This is a genomic window from Salinibacter grassmerensis (genome assembly GCF_947077765.1).
In the GTDB taxonomy this organism is placed as follows: domain Bacteria; phylum Bacteroidota; class Rhodothermia; order Rhodothermales; family Salinibacteraceae; genus Salinibacter; species Salinibacter grassmerensis.
Genome location: NZ_CAMTTF010000002.1, coordinates 238,891 through 254,526, shown reverse-complemented (window position 1 = coordinate 254,526; position 15,636 = coordinate 238,891). Strand labels below are relative to the sequence as shown.

Below are 15,636 nucleotides of genomic sequence, written 5' to 3'. Positions count from 1 at the left end.
GTATCGCTTTGGCGGCGTCAATTGGCATATGAGAAGTTACACCGCCGGGACAAACGCGCGTTTCTCGTTGGAGCGGGGGTGTTACGGCAATGACACGTTGCACCGCACCGCCAAAAATGGAGAAATCGAACCGACGGACGCGGCCCGCGATCAGAGCAGGACCGCGCCGACTTGTGTCGTACGGTGGAGATGCATCCACGAGTTGCTCGTCTCAGGCACCTCATCCGAGCAGCGGAAATCCGGGAGTCTCAGTGCCTCTCCCGCCCCTGCCGGGTCGTGCAATCTTTGTGAGGACAATAATCTATAGAGGGGCGTCGTACACATTGTGCTGGGTACGAAGACGCTTTTTTCTCTTGTACGCGCCCCGCTTCCCTCCATGTCTCGACGCGTCCTGCACCGCTGCGTCGCCACGCTCATCTTCGGCGTCGCCCTGCTGCTCTACGGCACCACCGTCACCCCAACCACCGCCTTCTGGGACACCGGCGAGTTTATCGCCAGCGCGCACACCCTTCAGGTCAACCACCCACCCGGGGCGCCCCTCTACCTGCTCATCGGACACCTCGCCTCGCTACTGGTGCCGGCCGAGTACGTCGCACTCGCCGTCAACTCGGTGTCGGTGGTGTGTAGTGCCCTCACGGTGACGCTGACCCACCTCATCATCGTCCGGCTGACGGAGCGGTGGTCCTCCCCCGAGACGGGGCCGTCAGACCGGGCCCGCGATCTGCCCACCCTCGGCGGCGGGGGGGTAGGCGCCTTCACGCTCGCCGCGGCGGATTCGTTCTGGTTCAACGCCGTCGAGGCCGAGGTGTACGCCCTGGCCGCGTTCCTGACCGCCCTGGCGTGTTGGCTGGCGCTTCGGTGGAGTGCTCGCGTAGACGAGGATGCGCTTCAGGACCACGGCGCCTGGGCCGCCCTTTCGGCCCACCGCTACCTGATCCTCATCGGGCTCGTCTTTGGCCTGGCGATCGGCGTGCATCTGCTCAGCCTGCTCGCCTTCGTGTTCGTGGGCGTGGTGGTGTACGGCACCGCGGTGGAACGGGACGCGTGGGACTCTCGGACGCGCTGGCTTGGTCGCGCCGGGGCGGCAGGGGCCATCGGGGCGGGATTCCTCGTTCTCTACCCCGGCATCGTGCAGGGAGTGCCTCAGCTAATCGACGCGAGCGGGGCGCCCCTCCTCGTCCTCGTGGGGCTGTCCGGCGCCATCGGCACCGTTCTCTACGTAACGCGACGCCGCGGATGGGCTCGCACCCACCTGGCGATCCTGTGCGTGGCGGCCGTCCTTGTGGGATACTCCGTCTACGCCCTCGTGCCACTCCGCAGTGCCACCGACCCGCCCATCGACATCAACGACCCGGAGACGACGGAGGCACTGGTGTCGTACCTCAACCGCGCGCAGTACGGGTCGACGCCGCTCTTTTCGGGCCCCAGCTTCAACGACCAGACCGGGCGCGTCTCTCAGCGCGGCGAGACGCGCCTCTTCCCCCGCCGCCACTCCCCGGACCCACAGCACTGGCGGATCTACGAGCAGTACGCGTCCGACTGGTCGTACTTCTGGGAGTACCAGGTGGGGCACATGTACCTCCGCTACCTGGGCTGGAACTTCGCGGGCAAGAGCAGCGACACGCAGAACGCCCCGGTCTGGACGGGAATCCCGACGGTCGATGCGTCGGTTCAGCCGGCCAACGGGGCCCTCCGCACCCCAAGCGAGAGGGAGAGCCGAAACGCGTACTACGCCTTTCCCCTTCTGCTCGGGCTCTTCGGGGCGGTGTACCACTTCGCGTGGGACGAACAACGGGCCCTGGCGGTCCTCGCCCTGTTTCTGACGACCGGGCTCGGCATCGTCGTGTATCTCAACCAAACCCCGATGCAGCCGCGCCCACGAGACTACTCGTTCGTCGGGAATTTCTTTGCGTTCAGCCTCTGGGTGGGGCTCGGGGCCTCGGGCCTTCTCGCGTCACTTCGGCAGGGCTTGAATCGACTTCGGATCCGAGGCCCGTCCGTCCAGGCCGCCTGCGGAACCGGGATGGTCCTGCTCCTCCTCGTCGTGCCCGGGCAGATGCTGCGCGAGAACTACGGAGACCACGACCGCTCCGGCCGGCAGGCCGCCCGAGACTTCGCCCGCAACATGCTGACGAGCGTGGAGAAGGACTCGATTCTCTTCACGTACGGGGACAACGACACGTACCCCCTCTGGTATCTACAGAACGTGGAGGGGGTGCGGCCCGATGTGCGGGTGGTCAACCTGTCCCTGCTCGGCACGCCCTGGTACATCAAGCAGCTCAAGCGTCGGGAAAACGCGTCCGCCCCCGTCCCGCTCTCCTTCTCGCGGGACGAGATCGAGCAGCTCCGGTACATGCGTTGGTCGCCGAAGACGGTCCAGATTCCGGTCCAGAAAGACGCACTGCTGTCCAACCAGCCCGCCCTTACCAAGGCTCTCGGCACGTCGCAGTCGGTCGAGCAGCCGATGATGTCGTGGCGGATCCAGGGGCGCCCGGGCGGCCAGGACCGACGGATGCTCAGCGTGGCGGACCAGGTGGTCTACGACATCCTCCGGGCCAACGCAAACCAAGGTTGGGAGCGGCCGGTCTACTTCGCGGTCACGACGCCGCGAAGCAGTCGTCTCAACCTGGAGTCGCACCTCCACCTCGAAGGGCTCGCGCACCGGGTCGCCCCCATCCGTCACGATCAGTCCCAGAGCCGCGTCGTGCCGGGCTTCTCCGACGCCCCCTTCGATGATTTTCGTCTCACAAACCTCGCCGATCCGTCGGTGCACTATGGGGGAACGGCCCGAGGCACAATCGGCCTGCACTATCGGATCTGGCCCTCCCTCACGGCACGGCGTCTCGCCGAGAAGGGGCACAAAAAGCGGGCGCGGCGCCTTCTGAACCGGTTCACGGACAAGGTCCCCTTCGACGTGATTCCTGCCGACACGTCGTGGCGGCTCCAGATTGCGCATGCCTACCGGGCGGCCGACGCCCCCGACCGGGCGTGCGCCACGGCCTCGTCGACCGAGCCCCTGGTCCTGGATGACCTCCGCACTGCCACCGGCAAGCGAGCACTGAACCAGGCCCTGCGCCAGGCCGGACGCCTCCGGGGGCTGTATCGCACCGCCGGGGCCCAACCTGCCCTTAACCAGTTCGACGAGAGACTGAGCCCGGTGCTCGATGGTCTTCCGGTCTCGCTTCCGCAGAACGTCCGTCGCCGACTCGGATTGCCGTCCTCCCCCTCCTAATCGAAGCCCAAGCCGTCCTCAGTCGTGGAGACAGGCGACGCCTCCCAGCGCCCTTCGCATTCTTCCGCGGGACGACGAGCACAGGGACAACTCAACGACCCCGTGCCGCCTGCGCGACCTCCTCCCGCACCACCGCTTTGCCGATGGGCGAGAGGGTCAGGCCCGCGATCTTGACGTGCTGGATGCCGAACGGGATGCCGATGATCGTCACGATGAGGGCCGCGGCCGTAACGAGGTGCCCCAGCGCGAGCCACCAGCCGCAGAGCACAAACCAGAGCACGTTGCCGAATGTCCCAAGCGGGCTCGTCCCGACGTCGCCTTCGCCCGTGAGCAGGTCGCGCCGCACCGCCTCACGGCCGAACGGCAGAAAGGTGAACGTGCCGATCTCGAAGCAGGACCGCCCGAACGGGATGCCCACGATGGAGACGTACATCAGCAGCCCGGCCAGCCACCAGCCGAGACCCATGTAGATGCCGCCGAGCAGAAGCCAGAGGAGGTTGCCGAGGGTGCGCATGACGTTGCCGCAATGCAAGAGAAACGGAATTCTTTTTCCTCATAACAAATGCAACGCGGTCCGGGTTCTCCCATCGTACGGCCTGTCACTCTCCCATTCACGAGTGTCCCTCTCCACCCATGACGCGGCTCCAGAAAACGAACCACGTCCTCTTCCTCGCTCTCGCCAGTGTCGGTCTCCTCCTCGGTACAGCCGTTCTGGTCAACTGGGCCGAGCGGGCCTACAACCGATGGACTGCGCCCTCAGGAAACGAGATTGTATCGACAAATCGCGCGGAGGACCTCGCGGGGCAAAACAAACGCCTGAACGTCGTGTCCACCTCTCACGCAAAACTTCTCGACCCGTCGCGCTCGCTCTACCTCGTACCCATTTCTCAGAAGCAACTTCGCGAGCCGGAGAGCATCCGTCGGGCAGAAACCGTCAACATGACACAAGTTCGGCGTCCTCGGCGCAGAGACGCCTCTTCTCCGAAATGGCAATCCTACCGGGTCGCCGGGGGAGCCGGCCCGTTCAACAACCTCGTTCTCTACCGGGGCAGGACGGGCAAGACGACCGTGCTTTTCGACGAGCGCACTGGAGTCACTCGGTACCTCGTCGTGGACGACCCCACCTCGTACTCGCTGTTCGTCCTCCTCGCCCCTTCCGACACGAATGGCGACGGCGTGCTGTTGCCCGACGACCGTCGCATCCTCGTCGAGTACCGCTTCGAAACGGGGACGCGGCGGGTCCTCACCGATAGCAGTCGGCACATTCGCGATCTCAGCTACCGAGCTCGGGACCAGGCGTTGTTCGTCACGGTCGGGATCGACCACGACGGCAACGGGACCTTCGAGGGACAGACCGAGCCTACGCGCCTCTATCGCGTCGACCGGGACGCTTCGGCGCTCACGCCCGTCGTGGCCGACAGCACCCGGCGGCACCTGCAATCCATTCTCGACGCTCGCCCCTGAGACCTCCCTACATCTCTTCGGCGGGCGTCCGTTGGCGGATGGGTTTGTGATCGGGATACACCGCCTGAACGAACTCTCGGAAGGTATGGAAAAGGGGCGACGGATCGAACCGGACCAGGTGAGCTGGGCAGTCACAGTCCGACGCCCCGAAGCCGTCGAGCGGGACGGTGGCCCCGGGACGTGCTCGGAGGACTTCCGCCCAGGTGCACTCGCGGCGCTCCGGATCGTGGGTGTACCAGACCGCCTCGAGGGTCGTGACGGCGCGCAGGTAGTCGACGTGCCAGTGCAGCGCCCCGTCGCCCCGGGCGTGCCGCGCCACCCGCGCCTGAAGGCCGCCGGGCCCGAAGGCACTCCCCACGTAGACGTATGCGCTGGGGCGCACCTCCATCTTCCCGAGTGCCCCCACCTCAATCTCGCTGGCCTCGTCGGCCCGCAGGAGAAGCGCGTACGTTCCGGGCGCGTCCGTCATCGGGCGGAGGTGGTGGTCTTCTCCACCTTCCAGAACGCAATGCCCCCGGCTTGGGGCCCGACCTCCACCGAGGCGACCCGCTCGTTCGTGCCAAGGTCCACCACGTCCACGGCGCCCGGGTCGTCGCCCCGCCCTTCCGCCGAGACGAACGCGTAGCGGCTGTCCGGCGCAACGACCACACCGTGCGTGACGGACTGCGTATTCGACAAACGGGCCGCACGCTCGCCCGTCTCCAGGTTCCAGATGCCGGTCTCGCCAGTGCCTTTGTAGGACACCACGAGCGTCGACCCGTCCGGCGCCACCTCTAGGTTGTACGGCGCGGTCCCCTCGCCCGTCCGCAGCCGCTGCGTGACCGTCCAGTCGTCCCGGTCGACCACGGCCACCTCGTCGGCCCCGTTGTGGGCCACGTACACGAACGGCTCAGACGGATGCGGATCGGCCCAGGTCGGCTTCGGGGTGCCCTCGCCAGTCGTGAGGGTGCGCGTCACCTGACCCGTCAGCGCGTCGATTTCGTGGAGCGTGCCGTCCATCATGCTCACCGAGTAGTGCGTGCGCCCGTCCGGCGCGAAGCGGGAGCCATGCGGCATGATGCCCGTCTCGATCTGGTCCACCTCCGTCATCGCCTCGGGGTCGACGGCGGAGACGGTGCCCGGCTCCGGCTCGCCGTGGAGGTTGAAGTTCGCGACGTAAAGCAGGCCCGTCACGGAGGAGATCTCCATCGTGGCCGGAAACATGCCGACGTGGGCGGTGTCGACCTTTGCGTTCGTCCCCGTCTCGTACTTGGCAACGCGGCCGTAGGGCTTGCCGTGGGCGATGGAGACGAACCAGTGCTCCCCGTTCGGCGCCACCGTCATGCCGTGCGCCCCCTCCGTCTCGGGCGCGATGTAGCCGACGGCGACGGTTTCCTCAACGGTCGCCGATTCGGTCTCCGCATTGAACCGCACCAGGGCCACCTCGTCGGCCGACTCAGACGCGACGTAGGCGTAGTAGTCCTGGCCGAAGGCCGGCGCCTGGACCAGCCCGAGAAGACAGAACGCGAGTAGGACAGCTAGGACAGCCCGGAGCGTGCGCATAGCAGGAGGTACGTTGCAGGGGAAAACGCTGACGGTTGTGGGGACCGAGAGGACCCGAAATCCGCGGGTCTCCCTCCACGCCTTACTCTCCACTCGTCAACTCGACGGCCCAGAGGCCCGAATTCCAGTCGGAGAAGAAGACATGGCCCTTGTACGGCTGCGGCCCCCACGCCATCGTGGCGTTGGGGATGCGGCCCTCGGGGTCGGGGGACTTGAGGTGCGCAATCTCGCGGCCCTGCTCGTAGAGGTTCCCCTTCAGGTCCCCGGACAGGTCCACCACGCGCAGTCCGGCGTTGTAGTAGGCGACGTACAGGGTGTCGCCGTCCACCCAGTAGTTGTGCGAGCCGGCCTCGGGCACGCGGTACCGCGCCTCCTCAGACGGATTGTCGGGGTTGGTGACGTCGACGAAGTGGAGCCAGCCGGCCGGAATGGTGGGCTCGTTCTCGGTGTTCAGGCCGTTGGGGAAGGCCTCGTCGCCCGCGACGACCCAGTCCTTGCCCGTCTCCCCATCGTCGTACGGAAACGCGGCGTGGTTCCAGCCGCTCGGGTAGGCGTAGCGCCCGATCTCCACCGGGTTCGAGGGCGAGCCGCCCCTCACGCCGTTGCCCACGTCCACCATCACGACCCCGTCGTCCCAGTTCGACGAGTAGGCAATGCCGTCCTCCACCCACACGTCGTGAATGGAATGGCCGGGCGTCTCGAGCTCGAAGTCGGTCACCCGGGTCGGATTCGCCCGATCCTCGATGTTGATAATTTCGTAGCGGCGGCCGTTGCTAAGGGCGTAGACGTGGTCCTCGTAGATGAACAGGTTGTGGACGCCGCCGGTGAGGCGGTTCGTGTACTCGGTGACGATCGACACGTCGGTCGGGTCCGAACAGTCGAGAACAACCATGCCGTTCTTTCGGTCAGACGCCCCCTCGCGGCTGATGATACAGGTGCGCCCGTCGTCGCTCACCTTCACGTCGTTGACCGTGCGGGCGTCCACGGTGACCGTGTCGACAGGGGTGATGTTGGAGGGCTCCGTGACGTCCCAAAAATAGGCCTCCCCGTCACCGCCCCACGTGCCGGTGATGGCGTAGTCGCGGCCGTCGGGGGCCTCCCACACCCAGAGGTCCGAGGTGTGCACGTTGGAGACGCGCCCCCGGCCCACGACCTCAATCGAGCCCTCCAGGTCGCGGGGCGTCACGGAGACGGTGTGCGTGGCGGTGTGCGCCCCGCTCGTGGCCACGACGGTGTACTGCCCAGCGTCCTCCGCCACGAAGCGCCCATCGGATCCAATCTCGGCGGTGGCGCCCGGCGCAATCTCTTCGGTGTGGTCGGTGCGGACGGCGTAGTGGATCGGCGCGTCGCCCACGGCCGTGCCCGCCGCCGTGCGGGCCGTCGCCCCAAAGTCAAGCACGTCGCCGGTGCGGGCCGAGTCGGCCCCGCCGCTCAGGTCGAGAGACGCGACCGGGTTCTCAACGACCTCGACGGTCGTAGTGGCCGTCTGTCCCTCGGCCCGGGCCGTCAGCGTGACGGTGCCGGGCGAGGCGCCGTGGACGCGGTGCAGACGGTCCACCGTGGCCACCTCCGGATTCTGGCTCTCCACCTCGACCGTCACATCATCGCGGGCCTGTCCGTTCGTCGCCCGCGCCTCCACGGAGAGGGGCACATTCGTGCCCGCGTAGATTCGCGCCGGCGCCTCGGCGAACGCCACCTCGCCGACCGGGGGCTGGGCGACCGTCACCGATACGCGCTGTACGATGCGGTCTTGGGTGTCGGTGCCGGGGCGCAGGGCGATGATCTCGTGGGTGCCGGGGGCCTCCGCGGTCACTCGTCCGTCGCGAGACGTGAGCGCGCCGTCGCCCCGGGCGTAGAAGGCGACGGTCGTATCGCGCGTGCGCTCCCCATCAGCGCTTACGTAATAGGCCTCCAACTGCTGGTTCTGGCCGACCTGGAGGGTGGGACGGGCCGGCTCAACAACCAGCGACTGGCCGTGGGCGGGCGGGACAAGGAGGAGCGTAGACGCGACGGCGACAAGTCCCGTCGCGAGCACGAGGCGAATAGACATGGGCGTGCAGGGACGAAGTGGAAAACGGGGACGTAGAGAGGCACTCTTTCACACGTCCTTTCCACCAGCCGTCTCTCTCGAGGTTTCTTTTGCCGGCGCGCCCTCGTCGGCTCCACGCCATTCCAGCCCCATCCCTTCGCGTCCCCACACTACACGATCTCGTCCGGTCCGTACTTGAGCACGGGCCCGCGGTAGCCAAAGACCGTTTGGAGTACCTTTGTGACGGTGGACGACTGCTTCTGCACGTACCACTGGTCGGCCACGCGGCGCACTCCTTCGCCGTAGGCCGGGTACGGATGGATCGTGTCGCCGATGTTGCGGAGCGTGACGCCGTTGCGCATGGCGATGGTGAACGCCGTGATGAGCTCGCCCGCCCGCTCGCCGAGTACGCTCGCGCCCAAAATTTTCCCGGTGAGCGACTTGGCGTGCACCTTGATCTGGCCGGTCGTTTCGCTTTCGGTAATGGCGCGGTCGAGCTGGTCGTAGGGAAAGCGGTAGGTCTCGTACGAGACGCCCTGGTCGTCAAGGTCGGCGGCGTGGGCGCCCACGTGTGCCAGCTCCGGCTCCGTGTAGGTGACCCACGGCACATGGTCGCTGTCGATCGTGGACGGCACCTTCAGGAGCGCGTTCGTGACCGCCACCTTGGCCATGTGGTTGCTCATGTGCGTAAACTGGTAGCGGCCCGTCACGTCGCCCACGGCGTAGACGTGCCCTTGACTGGTGCGGCACCGGTCGTCGACGGTGATGCCCTGGCGGGTGTAGTCGATGCCCGCGGCGTCGAGGCGGAGGCCGTCGACGTTGGCCGTGCGGCCCGTGGCGAGGAGGAGCGCATCGGCCTCCACCGCGCCCTGGGCCCCCGCCGAAATCGTGATCGTGCCGTCGTCCTGAGAGACCTGGTCTACCTGTGCGTCCAACACGTACTCCACGCCCTCCCCCGCCAGCGTCTCGCGTAGCGTGGCGGCCAGCTCGGCGTCGTCGTTCGAGAGGATGCGGTTGGCCCTGTCGAGCACGACGACCTCCGTGCCAAGGCGCGCGAAGGCCTGCGCCATCTCGGTCCCAATGGGCCCGGCCCCCACGATCGCGAGCCGCTCCGGCTGCGTCTCCAGCTCGAACAGCGTCTCGTTCGTCAGGTAATCGACCGCCTGCAGGCCGTCGATGGGAGGAACGAGCGGGTTGGCCCCCGCGGCCACGATCACGTGGCGGCCCGTCACCTGCTCGGTACGCCCGTCCCCCCGCTTCACCGCCACGGTGTGGCTGTCGATGAAGTGCGCATCGCCCTGCCGCACGTCGATGTCCAGGTCCTCGAAGATTTCCGGCGCGTCGGCCTCCTCGTACACGTCCTGCCGCACCTGACGGACGTGGTCCATGACGCCCGCGAAGTCGACGTCGACGGGCTGGTCGGTGAGGCCGTATCGGCTGGCCGTCCGGGCCTGGTGGACCACCTTGGCCGCCTTGAGGAGCGTCTTGCTCGGCACGCAGCCGGTCCAGGTGCAGTCGCCACCAAGGGCGTCGCGCTCGATCATGGTGGTCTTGGCGCCGAGGTTGGTGGCGATGCCGGCCGCGGAGAGGCCGCCGGCGCCGCCGCCAATCACAAGGACATCGCAGTCGGTCGTCATGGGCTCGAGGCGGAGAAAGCAGAATGGTAGGTGGGTATACACAGTCATCGTACGGATCGGGCCCTCGGTCGTTACGACGAATCAATCCGATGCGGATCAAGGGATCGCTCTCACGCTGGGCCGGGCTTACCGGCGGTGAGCCAGTTCAGGGGCTCAGTTTCGAAAAACATAATTTGGCTTCATGCCCTCGACGGTCGATTATTGGGGACGAGGTATTCCCCCTGCTCGTCAACTGGTGTTCTCTCCGCTCCCACCAGCGGTGCGCGCTGGCGAGCCTCCCTTCGGCTTGTCTTTTCTCCCCCATTGCTCGATGACTCGACCAGTTTTTTTCTTCCTACTCGGCGCGTGCCTGCTTGGTGCCCCCACCTCTGCCCTCTCAGGCCCCGTGCCGCTCGATAGCCTCCAGGTGGGCCTAACCCCGATGATTTCGGCCATGCTGGCGGACGGGAACGGGGACGGCAAGCCGGACCAACTCGGCGACACCCTGGCCGTTGGGGGGCGCGTGACCGCGTCTCCGGCTCACCTGTCGCACAGCCGGCTCAACGTGGCGGCTCTCCAGGACGACACCCACGGGATTCACGTTCGCCTCTCTGAGAACGGGTCGGTCGAGCGGGGCGACAGCCTCATTGTTCGGGGACGCCTTCTGGAGGAGAACGGCCTAACGGCAATCGACGTGGCGCAGTACCGCGTTGTCCCGGCGCCCACCCGGGTGCCCAAACCCGTCCCCCTCACCGTATCCACCGCCACTGAGGGACACTACGAGGGCTGGCTCGCGCGGACACGAGGGCGAGTCGTCGACAGGCGACGCACGTCTGCCGGACGGGCCCTCGTGCTCGAAAGCCCGGATGGGTCCTCCTCCGCCCGGTTGCCCCTCTTTATCGCGGATCGGCACCAGGACCGGTTCCGGACGGATCGATTCGAGACGGGAGACATCGTCGAGGCCACCGGGATCGTAAGCCAGCATGGGTCCCAGTACCGGATCGAACCCAGAGACAGCGGCGACCTCGTGCAGACCGGCCTGACCTGGGAGTACATCCGTATTGCCCTAATTATTCTCGGGGGCCTGGCGGTAGTGGCGGTGATTTGGGGGATTGTGCTGCAGGGAGCCGTGGACCGTCGCACGCGCCAACTGGAAGAAGCCAAGCGCCAGAGCGAGCGGATGCGGAAGCTGTTCGAATCCGTTTTCGAACATGCCCCCGTGATGATCATGCTCCTCGACGCAGAGCACCAGTTCGAGCGCATCAACGAGCAGTTTGAGGATGTCCTGGGGTGGAGTGAGGACGAGCTTCGGGCGCGGGACGATGCGTGGACGCTCCTGTACCCGGACGACGACAATCGGCACAAGATCTTGGGGATGATCGATGGGGCGTCGAGGCAGCACTTTGAGTCTCGCCCGCGAACCCGAGACGGAGACCGGGTTGTGACGGAGTGGTGGAGAACCGAGCTTGAGGACGGGCGTCGGCTGTGCCTGGGCGTAGACGTGACCGAGCGGAAGGAGCGGGAGCGGGACCTCCGGCGGGCCAAGCAACAGGCCGAGGCGGCCCGCCAGGAGGCCGAGGACGCCAACCGGCTGAAGTCGGTATTTCTTGCAAACATGAGCCACGAGATTCGAACGCCCCTCACGTCCATCATCGGGTTCGCCGAGACCATCGGCGACGAGGCCGGGGCAGAATCAGAGGGAAATGTCGCGCAGTTTGCGAGCCTCATCAAGGACAGTGGGCACCGACTCCTCAACACGCTCAACGCGGTACTGAACCTGTCGAAGCTGGAGACGGGGGAGATGGACCTCTCGTTCGAACCGGTCGACCTGACCCAGGAGGCCCGGAGCAGTGCACGACAATTTCACCGAAAGGCCGAGGCGAGTGGCGTCGATCTCCGCGTGGACACCCCCGACCGACCGGTCCTCTCGAACGCGGACGAGGGAGGGGTTCAGGTCATACTGCGCAACCTCATCTCGAATGCCATCAAGTACAGCGCGCAGGGAGCGCCCGTCTGGGTGCGCGTCCACGAGGAAGCGGACGCGGCGGTCTTGGAGGTGGAGGACAAGGGCGTGGGCATGAACCCCGACAAGGTGGACGACCTCTTCCAGGCGTTTCGGCAAGCCTCCGAAGGACGCGCCCGAACCTACGAAGGCACGGGGATCGGCCTCGCCGTAACGAAGAAGGCCACCGATGCCATGAACGGAACGGTTTCCGTCGAGACCGAGAAGGGGGTCGGCAGTCGATTCGTCGTTCGGCTCCTACGCGCCGAGAAGGCCGAGGTCCAACGAGCCAGCAGGCCGTGAGGGAGACCGAACCAAACGAGCCCGGGACGTACTCGTCGGTCATCCGTCGCCCGCCACTAGCACCCGACCGGCTCGGCTGCGCGGGATCCGGCCGGGTGCTCGTTTTCAGGCTCCCCGTTCGCCCTGTCTGGCGACCACTCGGCCCACCGGCGTAGGGCCAGGGCTCCGTCCATGTCCTCGACGAGGGCCGTGCAGTGCTCCACCCAGTCGCCAGTGTTGGCGTAGGCCACCCCCTGGACCCGACGCAGCGCGGGAACATGGATGTGCCCACACACAACCCCGTCTATCCCTCGGTCGCGGGCCTGCGTGGCGAGGGCTTCCTCAAAGTCCGCGACGTACTGAACCGCCCGCTTGCTCTTCTTCTTGGCCGCGGCGGCGAGGGACCAGTATGGAAGATCCATCCACCAGCGCACACGGTTGACGTAGCGGCTGAGCGTGAGGAGCCGCTCGTAGGCCCATCCGCCCAACTTAGAAGCCCACTGGGCGTGGCGCACCACGCCGTCAAACTCGTCTCCGTGCAGCACGAGCAGCCGACGTCCGTCGGCGGTGGTGTGCACGACCTCCGTCTCAATCGTAATGCCTCCGAGGCAAAGCCCCCGAAACTGCCGGGCGGCCTCGTCGTGGTTGCCGGGCACATAAACGACGTCCGCCCGCCGGGCCCGCTCGAGCAGGGCCCGCAGGACCGCGTTGTGGGACGCGGGCCAGTACCAAGACCGTCGCAGGACCCACCCGTCTACGATGTCCCCAACAAGTTAGTACCGCTCTGCCTCGTGCCGGTCCAGAAATTCCAAGAGCGCCTCCGCCCTGGCCCCATGCATTCCCAGATGCAGATCCGAAATCCAGATGGTGCGGTACTGGTGCGGCATAATCGAGAAGGAAGAAACCGGGTAGGGCTACGATAAGTCCGGACGTCCCCGTCGACGGTAGGCTTCGGCGCGGAGGCCTCACTGTCCCCGCCCGCGCTTACCAGGGGGTGCCGGGGGACGCGGTTGGGGCCACACTCACCAGGTACGCATACCGCCGCGCTACGGGCCGCACGGTACAGGCAAGCCTGCCCCGATCATCGAGGGCATGAAGCTTGGGGACGAGCGAACACCGCGGGGACACATCAAACAGGGAGAGCCACCCCTGCACGATCCGCGCCACCCAGCCCGGAAGGCCCGCCTGATCCCAAAAGTCCACGACGTAGAGCCGCCCCCCGGGCCTGAGGTGCGTGAGCGCCGTCCGCAGCGCCGTGGGCCACGCGGGAATCATCGACAGGGCGTAGGAGAAGAAGATCACGTCGAAGGCCGTCCCTCCAAACGGGTCGTCCGGACGCCAGGACTCAGCCCGCCCGAGGCGGAGCGTGACCGCCCGAGCACACCCCATCCGGCGGAGGGCTCGACGCGCCGTGGCGAGCATGGCCCGGGAAACGTCCAGGCCATAAAGGGAGTGGCGGGGCGCCTGGTGGTGGAGGCGTCGTAGGTTCCGGGCCGTTCCACAACCGACCTCGAGCACGCGTCCCGCGGGCCGGTCCGCAATCCGGCTCAACAGCTGATCCCGACCCAGAAGGTAGTAGCGGCGCGTCAGGTCGTAGACATGGCGGGTCCACCGGTACATCTGGTCCATCTTCTGCCCGGGCGACTCCTGCACGGGCGAGACCGGCGCTGCGGACGCGAATCCGTCGGGGTCGGACATGGTTACGGGGCAGGACTAACCAGTGAGCACGTACAGGTGAAACATGCCGTAGACGGCCGACCGGTCTTGGGCGTGCAGCTCTTCGGAGCGGGCCCGTTTGTAGGAGAACCGGGCCCGGAGGCCGTCGGGCAGGGTCGACTCGACGACGGAGCCCGGCCCCGCCGTCCGGAAGATAATGCGGGCCCCCAACTCCCCCACACGCGCCAGCTCGGCCCACAACGCCGCGATCGCCTCCGGGTCCATCCAGTCCATCGCGTCCAGCAACACGAAGCTGTCGAAGCTGCCGTCCGGCTGGTCTTGAAGAACCTCGACTACGGACGCGAGACGAGCCTCCACGCGGCCTGCGTGGTGCCGGAGCCCCTCAAAGTGCCGGGCCCGCAGGTACGGGGGCAGGGCCTCCCGGTGGTCGGTGTCGTACTGTTGGCCGAAGGCCTGCCAGGCGAAATAATTGTCCGACAGCGGAAATGTACAGACGAGGCGTTCAAGCCGCTCCCGGTACAGATCAACGATCGACCCGTCGGCCGTGGCCGAGAGGCTTCGATACTGGGCCGGGGGGATGCCAAAGCTGTAGAGCGCAGTGGGGTGCCGCGCCAGGCGGCGGACGACGGGGTGATCGAAGAAGGGAGCGACGCAGTCTTCAAAGAACTGCCGCTGCTCCGCTAGGGTCTCAGCCTCAAGAAGGGCCGCGGGCCGGTGTCCCTGCACCACCCGAGCGATCGTGCCCGCAAGGGCGCGGAAGCGGGCGAACAAACCGCTTTCGTAGAAGCCGTCCTCGAAGGCCCGGATGCGCGGACGCCCCACCCCGCACAGCCGCCGTGCCTCCCAGAAGTCCCGGGTGGCATCACGGAGAGAGGGCCGAATATGACGCCGGTAGGCATCGAGGTTCGTCCGCCCAGCCCCTACCCCGAAGAACTGAAAAAACGCTTCGTGGGACGGCAGGTGAACCAGGGCTGCATATCGAAGCCGCGTCAAGGCCATGTGAGACCGGTTGAGGTCCACGGCCAGGATGCGTTGAGGCGTATGGGTCAGGTAATTGAGCACGTTGCACCCCGCCGACGAGATGGTGAGGACCCGGCTCGTATCGTCGAGCCGTAGGGCCCTGGCGTCGACCCGGGGGTCCTCCCAAATCTGCGTGTAGACGAGCCGTCGAAACCACAGTGCGAAGAGGCGATCCATCAGCGCCCCTCGCGATGTCTCCCGGTCACGAAACACGGCGCGTTTGAGACGCGAAGCGGCAGAGCCAACCACGGAGGTAGGAGGCGACGGAAAGACAGCTGTTGGACTACAAGAACATAGATGTGAACTGTTATTCGACAATTACCCCGGCTTTACTCTTAGATCAAGGCTACGCCCCCCTTGGGGACGATGGGCCTGCCCCGCCTTCATGCAAAGACGGCAGCTACCGGTTGAGGAGCACCGGATTCTTTCGGGGGACCGGTGCCGGAACGCAGTCCTAACCCCACGTCGCTTTCGTCCTGGTTCCCCCCAGCGGACTCGGTGTCCCGTGATGGGTGACGCAGCGGACGACCCGACGGAAGAACGTCTTCTCGGTCCGGTAGGCATATCCCTTTTAACGACCGGCCACTCGGACGCGATATAAGAAGGGAAACGAGTCCTTTGAAGACGACCCAGTAGGCGACGAGCCGCCCATAATGAGGGCGACCGGGCGGACTGGTCGTTTGATTTGACGTGCACGGAAGAAAGCCATATCGTACACGCACATTCCAATCGGCATAACATTAGTATTGATATTGCCTCTTTATGCGGATCG

General features: G+C 66.4%; 11 protein-coding genes. 3 read left to right on the top strand and 8 right to left on the bottom strand.

Translation table 11 applies throughout. The features are described from left to right. The first annotated feature begins 376 nt into the window (after nucleotides 1-376). Nucleotides 377-3,232 (top strand): glycosyltransferase family 117 protein, encoded by a 2,856-nt coding sequence (locus OJB03_RS05345; RefSeq protein WP_263785769.1) that lies wholly within the window; start codon nucleotides 377-379, stop codon nucleotides 3,230-3,232. A gap of 91 nt (nucleotides 3,233-3,323) precedes the next feature. On the opposite strand, the gene OJB03_RS05340 is transcribed toward OJB03_RS05345, so the two are convergent. Continuing rightward, complete coding sequence (locus OJB03_RS05340) at nucleotides 3,324-3,746, bottom strand: YccF domain-containing protein (RefSeq protein ID WP_263785768.1); 423 nt, start codon at nucleotides 3,744-3,746, stop codon at nucleotides 3,324-3,326. 119 nt (nucleotides 3,747-3,865) lie between these two features. Here OJB03_RS05340 and OJB03_RS05335 point away from each other — a divergent pair, with 119 nt between their 5' ends. Then, nucleotides 3,866-4,696 (top strand): hypothetical protein, encoded by an 831-nt coding sequence (locus tag OJB03_RS05335; RefSeq protein WP_263785767.1) that lies wholly within the window; start codon nucleotides 3,866-3,868, stop codon nucleotides 4,694-4,696. A gap of 7 nt (nucleotides 4,697-4,703) precedes the next feature. Here OJB03_RS05335 and OJB03_RS05330 read toward each other — a convergent pair whose 3' ends face one another. The 4 genes from OJB03_RS05330 to OJB03_RS05315 form a co-directional block, all read right to left on the bottom strand. Further along, nucleotides 4,704-5,165 (bottom strand): GIY-YIG nuclease family protein, encoded by a 462-nt coding sequence (locus tag OJB03_RS05330; RefSeq protein ID WP_263785766.1) that lies wholly within the window; start codon nucleotides 5,163-5,165, stop codon nucleotides 4,704-4,706. Continuing rightward, nucleotides 5,162-6,238, bottom strand: coding sequence for a YncE family protein (locus OJB03_RS05325; RefSeq protein WP_263785765.1), 1,077 nt, complete (start codon nucleotides 6,236-6,238; stop codon nucleotides 5,162-5,164). Before OJB03_RS05325 ends, OJB03_RS05330 begins: the two co-directional genes overlap by 4 nt. 82 nt (nucleotides 6,239-6,320) lie before the next feature. Beyond that, a complete protein-coding gene (locus OJB03_RS05320; RefSeq protein WP_263785764.1) occupies nucleotides 6,321-8,288 on the bottom strand; it encodes an Ig-like domain-containing protein in 1,968 nt (655 codons plus the stop codon). Between the two features lie 149 nt (nucleotides 8,289-8,437). Further along, entirely contained in the window at nucleotides 8,438-9,904 is a 1,467-nt protein-coding gene (locus OJB03_RS05315; RefSeq protein WP_263785763.1) for a dihydrolipoyl dehydrogenase family protein, read from the bottom strand. 310 nt (nucleotides 9,905-10,214) lie between these two features. Here OJB03_RS05315 and OJB03_RS05310 point away from each other — a divergent pair, with 310 nt between their 5' ends. Beyond that, nucleotides 10,215-12,188 carry a PAS domain-containing sensor histidine kinase gene (locus OJB03_RS05310; RefSeq protein WP_263785762.1) on the top strand — a complete coding sequence of 658 codons (1,974 nt, stop codon included), beginning with the start codon at nucleotides 10,215-10,217 and terminating at the stop codon, nucleotides 12,186-12,188. Nucleotides 12,189-12,244: 56 nt separating this feature from the next. On the opposite strand, the gene OJB03_RS05305 is transcribed toward OJB03_RS05310, so the two are convergent. The 3 genes from OJB03_RS05305 to OJB03_RS05295 form a co-directional block, all read right to left on the bottom strand. Continuing rightward, a complete protein-coding gene (locus OJB03_RS05305) occupies nucleotides 12,245-12,910 on the bottom strand; it encodes a UDP-2,3-diacylglucosamine diphosphatase (protein WP_423816364.1) in 666 nt (221 codons plus the stop codon). A gap of 241 nt (nucleotides 12,911-13,151) precedes the next feature. Continuing rightward, nucleotides 13,152-13,865 carry a class I SAM-dependent methyltransferase gene (locus OJB03_RS05300; protein WP_263785761.1) on the bottom strand — a complete coding sequence of 238 codons (714 nt, stop codon included), beginning with the start codon at nucleotides 13,863-13,865 and terminating at the stop codon, nucleotides 13,152-13,154. Between the two features lie 15 nt (nucleotides 13,866-13,880). Continuing rightward, nucleotides 13,881-15,041, bottom strand: a complete 1,161-nt coding sequence (locus OJB03_RS05295; protein ID WP_263785760.1) for a BtaA family protein — start codon at nucleotides 15,039-15,041, stop codon at nucleotides 13,881-13,883. Nucleotides 15,042-15,636 lie beyond the last annotated feature (595 nt).

Excerpts from the sequence above, each read along its gene's own strand:
- OJB03_RS05310 (WP_263785762.1), top strand. The coding sequence starts at position 10,215 with ATGACTCGACCAGTTTTTTTCTTCCTACTCGGCGCGTGCCTGCTTGGT.
- OJB03_RS05335 (WP_263785767.1), top strand. The coding sequence starts at position 3,866 with ATGACGCGGCTCCAGAAAACGAACCACGTCCTCTTCCTCGCTCTCGCC.
- OJB03_RS05300 (WP_263785761.1), bottom strand. The coding sequence starts at position 13,865 with ATGTCCGACCCCGACGGATTCGCGTCCGCAGCGCCGGTCTCGCCCGTG.
- OJB03_RS05345 (WP_263785769.1), top strand. The coding sequence starts at position 377 with ATGTCTCGACGCGTCCTGCACCGCTGCGTCGCCACGCTCATCTTCGGC.
- OJB03_RS05325 (WP_263785765.1), bottom strand. The coding sequence starts at position 6,238 with ATGCGCACGCTCCGGGCTGTCCTAGCTGTCCTACTCGCGTTCTGTCTT.
- OJB03_RS05315 (WP_263785763.1), bottom strand. The coding sequence starts at position 9,904 with ATGACGACCGACTGCGATGTCCTTGTGATTGGCGGCGGCGCCGGCGGC.
- OJB03_RS05330 (WP_263785766.1), bottom strand. The coding sequence starts at position 5,165 with ATGACGGACGCGCCCGGAACGTACGCGCTTCTCCTGCGGGCCGACGAG.
- OJB03_RS05340 (WP_263785768.1), bottom strand. The coding sequence starts at position 3,746 with ATGCGCACCCTCGGCAACCTCCTCTGGCTTCTGCTCGGCGGCATCTAC.
- OJB03_RS05295 (WP_263785760.1), bottom strand. The coding sequence starts at position 15,041 with ATGGATCGCCTCTTCGCACTGTGGTTTCGACGGCTCGTCTACACGCAG.
- OJB03_RS05320 (WP_263785764.1), bottom strand. The coding sequence starts at position 8,288 with ATGTCTATTCGCCTCGTGCTCGCGACGGGACTTGTCGCCGTCGCGTCT.